The sequence below is a fragment of the Vibrio sp. 10N.247.310.23 genome (assembly GCF_041467155.1).
Classification (GTDB): Bacteria; Pseudomonadota; Gammaproteobacteria; order Enterobacterales; family Vibrionaceae; genus Vibrio; species Vibrio crassostreae_C.
Genome location: NZ_JBFSTZ010000034.1, coordinates 1 through 15,249 on the forward strand (window position 1 = coordinate 1; position 15,249 = coordinate 15,249).

General features: G+C 42.1%; 12 protein-coding genes. 4 read left to right on the forward strand and 8 right to left on the reverse strand.

Annotated features, from left to right (window positions below; genetic code table 11):
* A partial coding sequence (locus AB6D93_RS20820; protein WP_372159190.1) for a helix-turn-helix domain-containing protein occupies positions 1 to 1,073 on the forward strand: 1,073 nt, incomplete at its 5' end.
* Positions 1,074 to 1,186: 113 nt separating this feature from the next.
* Here AB6D93_RS20820 and AB6D93_RS20825 read toward each other — a convergent pair.
* The 5 genes from AB6D93_RS20825 to AB6D93_RS20845 all read right to left on the reverse strand — a co-directional run bounded on the left by AB6D93_RS20825 (position 1,187) and on the right by AB6D93_RS20845 (position 7,736).
* A complete protein-coding gene (locus tag AB6D93_RS20825; protein WP_102332985.1) occupies positions 1,187 to 1,636 on the reverse strand; it encodes a hypothetical protein in 450 nt (149 codons plus the stop codon).
* The gene (locus tag AB6D93_RS20830; protein WP_240799482.1) at positions 1,633 to 3,657 is read right to left on the reverse strand and encodes a hypothetical protein; all 2,025 of its coding nucleotides are present in this window, start codon (positions 3,655 to 3,657) and stop codon (positions 1,633 to 1,635) included. Before AB6D93_RS20830 ends, AB6D93_RS20825 begins: the two co-directional genes overlap by 4 nt.
* A complete protein-coding gene (locus tag AB6D93_RS20835) occupies positions 3,657 to 5,528 on the reverse strand; it encodes a hypothetical protein (protein ID WP_102332986.1) in 1,872 nt (623 codons plus the stop codon). The genes AB6D93_RS20830 and AB6D93_RS20835 overlap by 1 nt, the downstream gene beginning before the upstream one ends.
* A gap of 4 nt (positions 5,529 to 5,532) precedes the next feature.
* Positions 5,533 to 7,080, reverse strand: a complete 1,548-nt coding sequence (locus tag AB6D93_RS20840; protein WP_102332987.1) for a site-specific integrase — start codon at positions 7,078 to 7,080, stop codon at positions 5,533 to 5,535.
* A 164-nt stretch (positions 7,081 to 7,244) separates the two neighbouring features.
* Entirely contained in the window at positions 7,245 to 7,736 is a 492-nt protein-coding gene (locus AB6D93_RS20845; protein WP_102332988.1) for a VOC family protein, read from the reverse strand.
* 466 nt (positions 7,737 to 8,202) lie between these two features.
* Between AB6D93_RS20845 and ahpC the strand changes: the two genes are divergently transcribed.
* Both ahpC and ahpF read left to right on the forward strand, forming a co-directional pair.
* A complete protein-coding gene (ahpC, locus tag AB6D93_RS20850; RefSeq protein ID WP_016798107.1) occupies positions 8,203 to 8,760 on the forward strand; it encodes an alkyl hydroperoxide reductase subunit C in 558 nt (185 codons plus the stop codon).
* 198 nt (positions 8,761 to 8,958) lie between these two features.
* Positions 8,959 to 10,551, forward strand: coding sequence for an alkyl hydroperoxide reductase subunit F (ahpF, locus tag AB6D93_RS20855; protein WP_017065983.1), 1,593 nt, complete (start codon positions 8,959 to 8,961; stop codon positions 10,549 to 10,551).
* 136 nt (positions 10,552 to 10,687) lie between these two features.
* On the opposite strand, the gene AB6D93_RS20860 is transcribed toward ahpF, so the two are convergent.
* Positions 10,688 to 11,287 carry a LysE family translocator gene (locus AB6D93_RS20860; protein WP_017071831.1) on the reverse strand — a complete coding sequence of 200 codons (600 nt, stop codon included), beginning with the start codon at positions 11,285 to 11,287 and terminating at the stop codon, positions 10,688 to 10,690.
* A 122-nt stretch (positions 11,288 to 11,409) separates the two neighbouring features.
* Between AB6D93_RS20860 and AB6D93_RS20865 the strand changes: the two genes are divergently transcribed.
* Positions 11,410 to 11,895, forward strand: coding sequence for an Lrp/AsnC family transcriptional regulator (locus AB6D93_RS20865; protein ID WP_102332989.1), 486 nt, complete (start codon positions 11,410 to 11,412; stop codon positions 11,893 to 11,895).
* A 99-nt stretch (positions 11,896 to 11,994) separates the two neighbouring features.
* Here the strand turns inward: AB6D93_RS20865 and AB6D93_RS20870 are convergent, their stop codons facing one another.
* Both AB6D93_RS20870 and AB6D93_RS20875 read right to left on the reverse strand, forming a co-directional pair.
* The gene (locus tag AB6D93_RS20870; RefSeq protein WP_017065257.1) at positions 11,995 to 13,365 is read right to left on the reverse strand and encodes an L-serine ammonia-lyase; all 1,371 of its coding nucleotides are present in this window, start codon (positions 13,363 to 13,365) and stop codon (positions 11,995 to 11,997) included.
* A gap of 26 nt (positions 13,366 to 13,391) precedes the next feature.
* On the reverse strand, positions 13,392 to 14,933 hold the full coding sequence (locus AB6D93_RS20875; protein WP_102332990.1) for a sodium:solute symporter family transporter: 1,542 nt from the start codon (positions 14,931 to 14,933) through the stop codon (positions 13,392 to 13,394).
* Positions 14,934 to 15,249: the final 316 nt, after the last annotated feature.

Here is a 15,249-nt window from a genome sequence, read left to right on the forward strand (position 1 = left end):
GTTGGTTCGGTGATGAAAAATCTTGCTTGATTGCCATCATTGATGATGCGACCAGTGATATTCATGCGCAGTTTTTCCCGTCAGAGACCACCGAAGGCTGCATGAAAGTGATGCGAGCTTATATCGAGAAGCGTGGCATATTCAAAACTCTCTACGTGGATCGAGCAGGTATCTTTGGTGGGCCGAAACGCAGCAACTTCTCGCAAATGCAGCGAGCTTGTGAGGAACTCGGTATCGAAATTATCTTCGCCAACTCACCTCAAGGTAAGGGGCGGATAGAGCGCTCCTTCGATACCTTCCAAGATAGACTGGTGCCAGAACTTCGATTGCACAATATCACCGATATGGACAATGCGAATCGGTATTTACAAGAAGAGTTTATACCAAACTACTGGGTGGAAAATGTCATGGTTAAACCTACAGGCTTACGCTCAGCCTTTAAGCCCATACCTGATGATTTAGATCTGAATACTATCTGTGTGCAGAAAGAGTATCGCAAGATACGCCGAGACCATACGTTCAGCTTTGACAATAAAATGTATGTCATCGACTCACCCGTTCGTTATTCGATCGTTAACCAACAAGTGGAAATCCGTTGTCAGTTCGATGGTGCATTCTCTGCCTATTTTGGTCACCGTCGGCTCGACATTACAGAACTCGTTGAGCCTCGTAAATGCAGCGAATACGGCAAAGAGGTTCAGCGGAAAATAGAAGCACTAGAGCTTGTTGAACAGCTAGGAAGTATCACTAAAGCCGCTCGTATCCTTGGCTGTTCACGTCAATCCCTCTACACCTATCAAAAAATAATGGCAGAGGAAGGGCCGATGGGGTTAAAACGAATCAATAAGCCTCTTAAGCGCAGTAAGAACCGCATACCAGAGTACGCAGAAGATAAGATTATCGAGCTGACATTGCAGAATCCTCACCTCACATTGATGCAACTGATGGTGGCATTAAAAGAGCACAATATAACCGTGAGTATCGGTACAATTAAAAACATCTGGAAGGAAGAAAAACTCAACACCAGAGAGCTTAGGATTAAAAGGTCACAGTCCCTAAACATTGAGGTGTAATGTGAAAAACATTAACCCTGACTAAAATATAAGAGCATGACAGAATCGGTTGGTACTTATCCCGACATGCTCCCTCAGTAATGACATCTGTTCAAAAATTTGCTTAATGAAGATTAAACTTTGTTCTCCAGCATATAGGTGACTGATGAATTGATATCATTTTGAAGCTCAAAAACTCGGTACATTAACGTATTATTGAGACTTTCTAGCTTTTTCAGCTTAATCTCAAGGTCTTCTTTTTGGTTTCTGTACTTGTCTTTTAAGTCACGCTCTCTATTTACCTCAATTCTAAGTTTCTCAAGCTCTGAAAGTTCAACTTCTTTTATATTAAGATAGTTATTGAGGAGTAATTTTCTATCTTGATTGTATTTCTCAATGATAGGCGTTGCCTCTTCAATAAGCCGAGGGAATTTGTGGATATAGCTATGACCAAGCCCAGCCTCTTTGTTAATCTTGTTTAATGTGAGTTGACCCTTAGACTTTACCTTAGTTGGTTCGCCATTTATTAGCCTATTTAGTGCCTCATGTAACCTTTGCTCTGCAGTTGGTTTGGCTGTCTTCATGCAGCACCCTTCTTAATCTCTTTAGTAAATGGCGTAAAGTTAATGTTATGTTTTTTTAGCGTAATTTCTGATATCTGGATTTTTTGTTTTAGCCCTGTCAAAATAGCGCGTTTCAAATTATCCCCCTTATTCATCCCTTTAAACTTATCAATTAAACGCAACCGTTGCTTAGCCAAAACCTTAGCGCCTGCGTCAGTAAATACTTGGTGAGCACACTCTTTAACTTCTGCTCTGAATGGCTGGCTGCCACATACACGGTTACAAGTGGGGTTAGTACAATAACCACCTGTTGGAAGTTGAATAATATGAAAGTCCCCATTTCTGACATGCTTTTCAATTTCTTCACGAGTCAAGTAAATATCAATACCATTTTTTAATTTCTCAAGTTTCACTTGCTGTATAGCTTCACCTTGCTTACCACTTAAATTCTCACTTTTGTTGTAAACATCATCGAACAAATCTACCCCAAGATCGATACGTGCATCTGTAAACTCGTCGAGTAAGTCCTTATCGAGCAAAATATCATTCATCTTCGCTAATATTGAGTTATTAGCGTAGTAATTAGACATATTAAGGTTGTTGTGTTTGTACTGAAACTTAATGCCCGATGCAGTGCCAAATCCATAGCGTACAAAAAATACGGCAAATGTTCTTCTAAAATCATGAGGCGACAGTTTTGACAGTCTACCTCCTAACCGCATATCACCTTCTCGGCTAGGGTTTAATAAATCAAATTCATCTACGTCTTCTTGTGTTGCCTTTATCTCTAACCTCTTAAAGTAATTGAAAATAAGCACTGAGGGGGAGTTCATTATGAAGTTATCAGATGATTGCTTATTTAGCTGAGAGAGAATAAATGCTGAAGTCAGTTGTCTTTTCATATTTTCAATTGATTCAGAAGAGTGTACACCTTGAGTGGCTTTCTTTTGTACTCTTGCTGCAAAGCGTAAGCGAGTTGACTGCATCATATCTTCTGCCAGCTCTAAGGCATCTTTTACAATTAGGTGAGATTGCCATGTGGCTTTTTGGGGCTTTCCATCATTGCCTTTAGATGTTTCCCCTTGCAAAACAGCCACCTCATTTCCTTCAACGTGTTTTATGTGAAAACTATCTTTATTGAAGCTACATGCCTCCCCAATTCTCACACCTGAGAATGCCAAGACGACAATCAAGCACGCAGTTTGAATACGATTCAGTTCGGCCCCGTCCATTCTGACGGTGAAATTCGGTATAGCATGATTTATCGACTCTAAAGCCCTTTTCTTTCTGTTATGTATAGCGCTTGGGTGCATGCTTAAAGCGCGATCTTTCCGTTTTCCTACCCATTCTCCATTTTCAATTTGTTCATAGAGTTGATAGGCTTGCTCCATTACTTCATCGATTTGGTAGCGATACTTATGATAGGTTTCAATCGTTTTTAAGGCATCAGCTACAAGATGTTTATAAAAACTAATAGGGATCGCAATTGCCTGTTGTCTTGTATCCTTCTTAGCTAATTTTTGAAACTCATTGCCTTCAATAACCTTATTAATTAGCCCTGATACTCGCAGATGATTTATAACAGAAATAATGATAATGGCTGTATCCTTACCCACATTTCCTTGTTTGAATCTCTGCTTAAATAATTTGTATTTATCTCGATTATCAAGCTCATGCCATTTAGTTCCTTGAAGATATGTACCAATCTGCTGAATACCATACCTCCATTTTTTCATGCTGCTAATAGACGGGGCAACTTTATCTCTCTGCTTAAAAAAATGATAAAGGTGGTATAGCGTATCTTGAATAGCCTTTTTATATTCTGGTAACGTCGCTGAAAAGCTCAAAGTCAGAGTCTTGTTAATGGCAACAGTGTGAGTGGTTGAAAAATCCCACTTATCTACATAATAAGGTTTGTCCTTAATCGCTCGCATCGCTTCAGATGGCTCGATTAAAAATGCTGTGCGTGATTTTTCAAACACGCATGGATGGTGTGGTATGGCGGAGGGACAGCTATTAATATCGGCATGATAATTTTTCATTAAAACACCTCTAGTAAGTCGTTTAGGCTATATGCATCGCTATAGAGGGAATGAGGGGCTTCCTTATGTTTTTTTGAAGCTGCTTGGTAGTTATCAGGCGACACTTCGCTATATCGTTGCAAAACGGCTTTTATTGTATTGCAAAGCAGTTGGAATTTTGGGGTTGGCAATGAGTTAATGGCAGGGTATTCCTTCATCTCCTGTAATGTGTCATTAAATGACAGCATTAACCAGATATCCTCTATTCCCGCAATCAAGCGGTGTTCAGGACAGGTAAAGCAGCTTAAAAAATCGGTACATACTTCGTCACCGCTTATTTGCATACCGCTTTTTTCTAAGTTATTTTTGATAATTTTCGCTGCACCTTTGGTAAAATCATTGCAACGAGAGCCAATCGGAGTCATTACTTCATTATCAGTACACTCTCGAAGTCGTCTGTAGTCATAGTCACTCAATACATCACAGAACTGATATTTTGCAGCATTAACTGATTCATCAATCGATTTATCGCCACGAGCAATATCAAACAGAGCTACATTCGATGCAATAAGATTTCGACGGTGGTCTTGTGGTTGTCCACTGGCATAACTTGCTTTTAAAGCATTAACGTGGTTATTCGATGACATTGAAACTAACCAAATATCTTGAGTTACCTTCATTAGGGTGTCTATTTTTGTTTGACGTAAAGATGATGGCGTTACATGCGCAAGTCCTAAGTACGAAGTAAGCTTGTTGATATCTATTTGTGGACTTCTCCGTATCTCGATAAAACTGACAACGTCCCCATTTTTTGAATGCCAAGGGAATAACCAATCCGTGCCGCTTTGCTCTTGGAGCTTGCAAGAGATCACCATCCAACGTTCAAAGTATTTTTGGACATGAGGTTTGAACCCCATCGATGTATCGAAATCGAGATAGTTTGCTCTATCTTTTTGCATATCAAAATACACCTTTCCGTCCATCTTTGAGCAAAACTTCACGTCCTTATGCCGAAGATTGAGAATAGGGCTCGTATTTTGGCCCGTAAAACAAAAGGTGAGCATCGCGGCTAAGCGACTGAAATGATTCAGCCAAGAATTTTTTCCGGTTGTAACTGCCTTTTTAAAGGTTGCTCTCCGGCTTCCTAATACTTGTTTTGAACAACTTTGTAACTTAGCTTGTTGGTTAAATAGCGCTTCGTCCCATAAAGGATGAATTTCAGGTTTCGTACCATCGTGAACATGCTGTGAAAATACAGAAAAGGCCTTGAGGTAATGTTTTATCAACGGACGAAATTCTTCTGTGACCTCAATACCTTCATGGGATTTAGTATCTTTTCGGGCTCCTATGATCACAGGCAGATTTGCAGCTTCAGTATATCGACCTTGTGCTTTGAGCAAAAAGCTCAGCATGTTTTTTGCTTTAGCCCAAGAGGCTTTTTTTGCACCTTTTGTTACCTTTTCACCCCAATGGGCCATGTAACCATCAACCAGCTTTGGATGAAAAAAGTCCCCGTCTATGGCGGTATGTTCTGTAGCATCCAACCAGCGTATATAGTGCTTAAGTAGGTCAAAGTCACCTTTACGGGAATTATTAAAAACGGGTTCAAATAGTCGATACATTTGACGTACAAATGGGTCTCGATTCATTGAAGTATAATTGGTCTTACTGCATTTTCTTCCCTTGTTGTTGAAATTTGGGACATGGCGGTAACAAAGTTGTTCTAAGTACGATTTTCCTCTTGTACATTCCAATATCATTTCTTTCATGGCAAGAGGCTCAACTGAAGTTTGAGTTTGACCGAAGACATCATTATCAACAACTAACGATTTTCGATTATTCTTTCTCGTAGGAGTTTTGGGGGCAGTCAAGCTCTTATTGTCTTTCTCCATACGATTACTTCCCCATACCTGGCTGAATCGAGTCAGTTAGCAATTCATGTTCAACATCATTAAATACACCAAGATAGTCCAGCACATCTTCCCAAATCTCGTCGCCTGTGGGTTGGTCTTCTGCCATTTTTAAATAGAGCATTGTGGTTGAAAGGTCTTCATGGCCTAAAAACTCAGAAACCATTGCCAGTGCCGTATCTGAATCTTTTGACTTTAATAGCATTCTAAAAAGAGCAACTGCAAAGGTTGAACGCAAATTGTGAATCACATCATCAATTGGGCTTTCAAGGATGTGACTAGCGGTATTGCGCACTTCATTCCAGCGATTATTTAGCTCCGTTAGCTTCATAAAGAACGGAACTCCCGTTGCGCTTAAAAATAAATAGCGCTTATTTTCATCGACACCATCAACAGCATCAAAAAAGGCATCATGCCCCTCTTCGCGTTTCTTTTTGCACAACTGACGAAACTTTTTTAGTCGTTTTTTATAACGCTCTGATTTACTGTAATTATGTAAAGAGAGCATTAGTGAACTTGGAATAATAGTGCGCCGATTTTTATTCTCACCATCTTTACCTTTAGTTAGAGAGCCATACTCTTCACCAACACCCAAACGAAGCATAGGCTTGGTCAAATCTGGATTGATAATTTGCCCCAAATGCAAACTGGCACCTTCTTCTTTTCGCAATCCAGTAAACCGAAGAGTTAAGAAATACAAGCAATATTCTTCTGCAAAGCCTACCCACTTTTCTTGTCTTTTTACCTTCTTGATGACCTTTTTTGTCTTTGTCAGAATAGTTTCGATTTCTTTCCATTCTTTATTGCTTAAAGGCTTCAAGTCACGTCGCGCATTAGGAAGGCTTCCACCTTTGTTCTTTTTTGATTTAGGGAAATTAAGACGTAGATCCGTAGTATGAACATCTTTAGAGTGGTAGCTACTCATACTGGTGCTGCTGCTCTCATAGTGAATTCTGACAAGCTCATATTCGAATGGGGGGTTGTTGAATCTTACACCCAACCTCAAATGGAAAATGTAAAATTTGACTACAGCTCGCATGTATGCTGAAGCGGTGGTTTTAGCTAAACCCTCACCACTTATTGCAGATTTTTTTAATGCCTTGTGATAAATATAAGTAGCTCGTTGATGCTTACGTGTAGCAAAGCTATCCCATACAGGTCTAGGCGGGTCAATAATTGGATCGTAGTCTTCATTGTTATACTTACTATCCCACTTTTTTTGGAGTTCAATCAAAAACGTGAAGTAGTGAAGCAATGCTTTGGAAAATTGTGATGATTCTTCTTTATTATCTTCAATATGCTTTGACAGAATAAATTGATTAGCATAATCCATTGGCTCATATGAGATAATTTTATTCTTCTTATTACGGCCCACCATATTAAGAAAAATTAATTTTTTAATATGAACATGACTATCTTTATCTTTTGAATGAGACAAAGCTAAATCTCCGTGCTCATCCACATAAATTAATGGAGTTTGATAAGTAAACCCCTTAATTTCTGTTGACTCAATTTTATAAGCAATCTCTGACACTCTGATAACCCTCAGCAGCAACTTGGCATAACATTATCACACGTTCTCATGGTCAAAAGTGTTAGCTTGTTATTTTGAGTAGTAGATATGAAAAAGCCTTGCCACAAGGCAAAGCTTTCTCAATAATTTTCTATATAAAAAGTGTTAGGTTGCCCTTTCTCACCTTAAGTGTAAGGGTTCGCGTAAGTGTCTTCGTATGTGTGCGAGTAGAATTCGAACAGGTTGCCAAACGGGTCTTCTAGGTAAACCATTTGTGCTTGTTTTAGTTCGTCTTCTGGGTGGTAACGCATGATGTCCATACGGACCTTACCGCCAAACTCTTCAACACGTTTAATCGCTGAATGAAACTGCTCTTTTGGAAGCTGTAGACAGAAGTGGAAGATACCTAGACGTGAGAAATCAACTTCGTGACGCTCTTGGCGCTCTTTCATTTCGAACAGCTCAACACCGATACCATCAGATGTTACTAGGTGTGCAATGTTGAAGCCTTTAAAGCCTTCACCAAATACTGCGATACACATACGGCCGATTGCTGATTCGCGCTCTTCCAAAACCTTAGTGTTGTTCATTACGATTCTTAGACCCAGAGCCTTAGTGTAAAACTCGACTGCTTTGTCCATGTCGCCAACCATGATGCCTACGTGATTCATTTTCATAACTTGCTCCAAATTCGTTTTTAATTCTGTGCGTTTCGAAGACTGGCTTCGATGTTTCGTTTCGATGAAGAGAGTATATGGAGATGTGACGATTAACTGAAATTATCATAAATTATATTAATGATAATTTTTTGTTATTTACAGATTGGTATAACAACTCAACTCAACTCGCGTAAAGAAACCGTACTTCCCCTTACCTACATAGATACTGAACCAAATACTGCTTACCTAAATAGAGAACAACCTAAAAAGCATAGCTACTCAAATTGGGGTTGCTGATGTTTGATGGCTTTTGTTAATCGTTTTTGTTGATAGCTTTTACCGATAGTCCTTTCCTTTCGAAGATAGGATTCGCCTATTGAATCTATAGAAATGTCCGATTTCACTAATTTTCGGTGGCAATGCAATATATCTACATCGACGCGGGATAGCGTTAAACACTATAAATTAGAAAGAGAGTCAAATCATGATCAACACAGAAATCAAACCATTCAACGCAACAGCATTCAAAAACGGCGAATTCGTAGAAATCACTGAGCAAGACGTTAAAGGCAAGTGGGCTGTATTCTTCTTCTACCCAGCAGACTTCACGTTTGTATGTCCAACTGAGCTAGTTGACCTACAAGACAAATACGCAGAGCTTCAATCTCGCGGCGTAGAAGTTTACTCAGTATCAACTGACACTCACTTCTCTCACAAAGCATGGCACGATACTTCTGACAAAATCGGCACTATCGAATACTTCATGGTAGGCGACCAAACTGGCAACATCACAAATAACTTCAACGTTATGCGTGAAGGTCAAGGCCTTGCAGACCGTGCAACGTTCCTAATCGACCCTGAAGGCGTTATCCAAGCAATGGAAATCACAGCTGAAGGCATCGGCCGTGACGCAGAAGACCTACTACGCAAGGTTAAAGCAGCACAATACGTAGCCGCTAACCCAGGTGAAGTTTGCCCAGCTAAATGGAAAGAAGGCGAAGAGACTCTAGCTCCATCTCTAGACCTAGTAGGCAAGATTTAATCTAAGCCTAGCTAACAAGAATAGCTAAACGGTTCTACAGGCGCGCTTCGGCCCCCCTCCTAAAGGGCAGTCGCGCGCCACCCTTTCAAAACATCAACACCACAATATTTGCCGACTTGCGCCCCCTTTTTATTTTCCTTTTTCAGCAAGAAGGTATTGGTCAATACCAAGACACAGAATTTAAGAGCAGGCACGATTATGTTAGATCAAGCAATGAAGCAGCAGCTAAAAGCATACCTAGAAAACCTAAAAACCAATGTTCAGTTAGTGCTTAGCCTGGATGGCAGCGACACCGCGAACAAACTTCAAGATCTGGCGAATGACATCTCGTCTTTAACCGATAAAATTGAAGTGACTCGCGATGACAGCGCAAGCACTCGCAGCCCTATCATGCAGGTCGTGAACCAAGAGAAAGGCACCGCGATCGGTTTTGCCGGTTTGCCAATGGGTCACGAATTTACGTCACTGGTTCTAGCACTGCTTCATAGTGGTGGTCACCCTATCAAGCTTGAAGCGGACGTAATCGAGCAAATTAAAGAACTCGATCAAGAGCTTAATGTAGAGATTTTTATCTCGCTCTCATGCCAAAACTGTCCAGAAGTGGTTCAAGCCTTCAATATGATGTCGGCGATTAATCCTCTGGTTAAGACAACGATGATCGACGGCGCAGCATTCCAAGATGAAGTGAAGTCTCGCGACATCATGGCAGTACCAAGTGTATTCGTTAATGGTGAGCTATTTGGTCAAGGCCGTATGTCACTGGCTGAAATCCTTAACAAGGTTGATTCAGGCGCAGCGGAAAAGAAAGCAGCAAACCTAAACCAACAAGCACCGTTTGATGTATTGGTTGTCGGCGGCGGCCCTGCAGGTTCTTCAGCGGCAATTTATGCTGCACGTAAAGGCATTCGTACTGGTGTGGTTGCTGACCGATTCGGCGGCCAAGTGATGGACACCATGGCGATTGAGAACTTTATCTCAGTGAAAGCAACCACCGGCCCTAAATTAGTGGCAAGCCTTGAAGAGCACGTAAAAGAGTACGGTGTTGAAGTAATGACTGAGCAGCGCGCTGCAAACATCATTGCGGCAGAAGACACTGAAGACGGTTACATCCACGTTGAGCTAGAGAGCGGCGCAACACTACGAGCTCGCACGGTTATCACAAGTACAGGTGCTCGCTGGCGTGAAATGAACGTTCCGGGCGAGCAAGAGTACCGCAACAAAGGTGTTGCTTACTGCCCACACTGTGACGGTCCATTGTTCAAAGGCAAAAAAACAGCGGTTATCGGTGGTGGTAACTCAGGCATTGAAGCGGCAATTGATTTAGCGGGTATCGTTGAACACGTAACCGTACTTGAATTTGCAGACACATTGCGTGCCGACCAAGTGCTTATCGACAAAGCGAACGCAACACCAAACATCGAAATCATCAAGATGGCACAAACAACGCAAGTGATTGGTGATGGCAACCGTGTAACCGGTCTGGAATACAAAGACCGCAACACCGATGAACTTAAACAGATTGAACTCGCAGGTATCTTTGTTCAAATCGGCCTGATGCCAAACAGCGAATGGTTGAAGGGTTCGAAAGTTGAGCTCTCACCACGCGGTGAAATTGAAATTAACGCTCATGGCGCAACATCAATGAAAGGTGTATTCGCGGCGGGTGATGTAACGACAGTACCTTACAAACAGATCATCATTGCGATGGGTGAAGGTGCAAAAGCAAGCTTAGGTGCATTTGACCACCTAATTCGTAACTCAGCTCCAGTTAAAGAGGCAGAAACCGCTTAATCTTTACACTGAAAAGCTTAAAGCTTTTAACTCAAGTTCCTTAAATATTTGTTAACTTAATTCTTTACTGTTAACGACTTAGTCGACATTTAGACGCCACTCCTATGGATTTAGGAGTGGTTTTTTTCTTTGTGATTTACGCCGGTTGATAAAGCATAAAGGCAACCACCATCGCTAAGCTTCCGCCCAAGCAACGGTTCACAAACATCATCTGTTTTGGTGATTGCAGTAGCTTTTTAAGCATAGTGCCGCAATACGCCCACACCAACATGCACGGTACACCGGTAATCACCATACCCGCGATAATGGTCACGACTTGAATCAAGTAATCGGCATTCGGAGTGATGAACTGCGAAAACACGGTTAATGACGCTATCCAACCTTTAGGATTTAACACCTGCACCAACACACCCGACACAAAGCCTGAACGATTGTCGGTGGTGCTTTCTTCGATTTGCATATTCGCAATCGACCACGCCATGAACAGCAAATAAGCCGCACCCGCGTATTTCAAAATGCTGTATAGCTCTGGGTAAAGGGTAAATAGGCTCACCAAACCGACACTAGAACCCGCCAGTACGATGATGATGCCAACAGCGTTCCCAGAGATAAAAGGTAAAGTCGCAGCAAATCCATAACGACTTGAAATCCCAAGTAATGCGATATTGCCTGCCCCAGGGGTAATTGCAATTGATGTTGAAAATAGCAAGAACGCCAGCATTAATTGAGAGCTCATTTCCTCTCACTCCTAATAAGTAAAGTATTTATAGGGAGAGAGTTTACAGATTCGACTAGGAATTAAATTGCTATATAGGCTAATATTAATCCAAATTTGAGCAAGACTTTTCTAAAATAGCCATGAAACAGAAAGAATCCACCAAAGAAGTGTTAGATGACACAGATATCGCCATCTTAGAACATATCCAACAAGACGGACGCATGAGCAACAGCAAGCTCGCAGAGAAGGTCAACCTCAGCGAAACCCCATGCTGGCGTCGTTGGAAACGCATGGAGGAAACTGGCTATATCGATGGTTACGCCGCTAAGCTGAATCGTAAGAAATTAGGCTTTCATGTGGCTGGTTTTACTCTTGTGACCTTGGGTAACCATGAAGTTGAAAACACAGAACCATTCGAAGAATTTGTCGCGGTAACCGATTGGATTCCTATGTGTCACTGCATTGCAGGCGGCGCCGATTACATGGTGCATGTGTTGGCCAAAGATTTGGAAGAGTACTTTGAGCGTATTAGCTCGATCAGACGAGTCAAAGGCGTGAGTGCGATTCAGTCGAACATCTCAGTAAAAGAGTTGAAAAACAGCTATCGATTACCGCTTTCAGATTAGCTCCCTAAAACACATAAAACAAAAAGCCCAGCCGCGATAGATTTCTAAAGTCTAAGGCTCTGGGCTTAACGTTATTATTTACTGGGTTAACTGGCTTAGCTATTCACAAGGATGAGCTAGATGGATCAAGGCTAAACCACCGAGTGATGTTTCACGATATTTCTTGTTCATGTCTTTACCGGTTTGGTACATGGTTGCGATGACCTTATCGAGTGAGATCAAAGACTTGCTGTTTCGCTTCAATGCCATGCGAGATGCATTAATTGCCTTCATCGCACCCATCGCATTTCGCTCGATACACGGCACTTGAACCAAGCCGCCAATTGGGTCACAAGTCATACCCAATGAGTGTTCCATCGCGATTTCCGCCGCAATACAGATCTGCTCATTGCTGCCACCGCGTAGTGCCGTTAATCCCGCAGCCGCCATAGAGGATGATACGCCTACCTCACCTTGGCATCCTACTTCCGCACCAGAGATCGAAGCGTTAGTTTTGTACAGAATACCAATCGCGCCCGATACCGCTAAGAAATCTTTTAACTGCTTAGTATCCAACTCTTTAATGAAGCGATGGTAGTACATCAACACAGCAGGAATAACGCCCGCCGCACCATTGGTTGGTGATGTTACCACTTGGCCACCAGCCGCATTTTCTTCGCTAACCGCAAACGCAAACAAGTTAATCCAATCCATGATTTCCATTGGGTCGTTTTCAACCGCCGCATTCGCTTCTAACTTTTTCAGTAGGTTAGGCGCACGACGAGTTACGTTCAAACCACCATCAAGAATGCCTTCGGTTTCAAAGCCACGCTCCATACAACGACTCATCACTCGCCAGATTTGATCCGCTTTCTCTGAAATAATGTCAGCGCCTTCGAACTCCGCTTCATTTTTTAGAATCATACCACCGAGGCTCATCCCACTATTGTCAGCTTGTTGAAGCATTTCATCGGCGTTTTTGAACGGGAAAGGAACTTCTACCGCTTGGGTTTGAGTACCATTTTGCAGTTCATCAGCAGTTGCGATAAAACCGCCGCCAATCGAATAATAAGTTTCATCGACAATCACGTTGCCACTCTGGTCAAACGCAGTAATCATCATGCCATTTTCATGCAGAGGCAGATTGTCTTTGTGGAACAACATGTCGGTTTCGTAGTTGAAGGCAATGTGCTTGGTGCCCGCTAAATCCATCTCACCACTGTCTACGGCATGACGCATTGCTTGGTTTGCGCTGGTGATTTTGATGGTGTCTGGTTTATTGCCGAGTAGCCCCAATATTGTAGCTCTGTCGGTGTGGTGACCTATGCCAGTCAATGACAAAGAACCGTATAAATCCACCTGAATACGCGTCACTTCTGCGATTTTATCAGCGATTAATTGTGTGAAATGGAAACCCGCAATCATTGGGCCGTTGGTGTGAGAGCTCGATGGCCCAACACCAATTTTGTAGATATCAAAGATCGATAACATAGATATACCAGTAAAAAGTCGGTCAATTAAGAAAGAGCGGCATAAAGCCAATCAGGGATAACAGTACAAGCAGCAATCGTCACAACAGCGAACGCCAACAAGCCATAATGACTCGCGGTAGGCTTTGCAAACAAATGCTTTTGCTTTTCTATAAATTCATTTTGTTGCTCGGTTACCTCTCCCCAGAAGCGGCTCACAACAACACCTAACACTAAGAAAACCACAGTGCCAATCAAGGCAAACCAAGGCCAAGCTATTCCGCTGTATTTGGCGATGAATACGACGGCCACACTGCCAATACTGCCCGCAATTACGCCTTTCTCGTTTGCTTGTTTGAAGAACAAACCCAAGATGAAAGAGCCAAGGCGAATACCAACAAAAATAGAGGTTAAGCTCGCAATCGTTTTAAGCACTGATTCATTAGAAACAGCCAGTAACGCAGGCACAACAACCGACGCTGCAGCAACCAGGCTCATTTTTCTAGCCACTGATTCATAGTGCGCGTCAGAGGCTTGCTTACGGAAGAAGCGCTTATAGAAATCGAACGTTGCGACCGTCGCCATTGAGTTATAGGTGGAATCCAATGTCGACATTGCCGCAGCCGAAAGTGCTGAGATCACCAAACCAACAATGATTGGGTTGGTATGGTTAAACACAAAATCGAGAATCACTTCGTTGCTGTTTTCAAAACTGCTGTCTTGATAAAAGACACTTAACAGCACCCCCATCACAGCAAAGAACAGATAAACAAAAAATGCGCCGTAGCCACAAAGCAACATCGATTTTTGCGCTGTTTTAACACACTTAGTCGCCAATGTTCTTTGAATAATCAGTTGGTTAGTGCCATACACACTCAGGTGCAAGAAGCTCACAGCCACTACGCCGGCCCACAATGTGGTATCGACGCCTAAGTCAAAATCGAGATTGATGATATTCAAATGTTCAGGAGACAACATCTCGCCCGCATCGATTTTCATCAGCAATAAAACAAAGATCGCAATGCTGCCGATAATCAACACTGCTGACTGAAGCATGTCAGTCCAGATTACAGTCGAGATACCACCCGCATAGGTATACAACGCAGTAAATACGCTGATGTAGATGATCGCCTCAGAGATACTCACTGGCAGCACTTGCACTAAGATCAGGGCTACCGCATACAGAATAACCCCTGCCGAAATACACTGAACCACAATGAACACGATGGAATTGATCGTGCGAGCAACAACGCCAAAGCGGTGCTCTAGGTATTCGTAAATCGAGGTTAGGCCGAGCTTGTAAAACACCGGAACAAAGAAAAGCACAGTGAAAAAGATCACTATTGGATAGTTCAAATGTACGCTCATCGCTTCCATGCCTGAGCTATAAACCCAGCCCGGCATGCCAACGAACGTCATTGCGCTGATGTAGGTTGCAAGAATCGACACACCTGCCGTAAACCAACCAAACTGTTTTCCACCAGTCGAAAAGTCGCCACCGACGCTATAGCGCCTATTAACTAAGTAGCTGATAAACAAAGTAGTTAGCACATAAAGAGCAATAACCACAAAACTTGAGTACGTAACCATTTTTAGATTCCGTTTATTGTATGTCGCAATTAATTCGCTGCCAATAGTACTCAAAAATGGATATTTTCCCTCAAAAACCCACAATAAGTGTGACTATTATCACTAAGATAGACGATTAAACACTCAAACCACCCCACAAAGCACAAAAACCCAGTTAAATGAGATCAAGATCACCAAAATGCACAAAATGGGTACGCACTCATTTTAAAATTGACTTTGATCACGGATCTAATAACCACAAAAATTCTATTATCTCTCCCGAAATGAAGACGGTGTGATGAAGCTAAATAATCAACACACAATAATTAAAACCAAA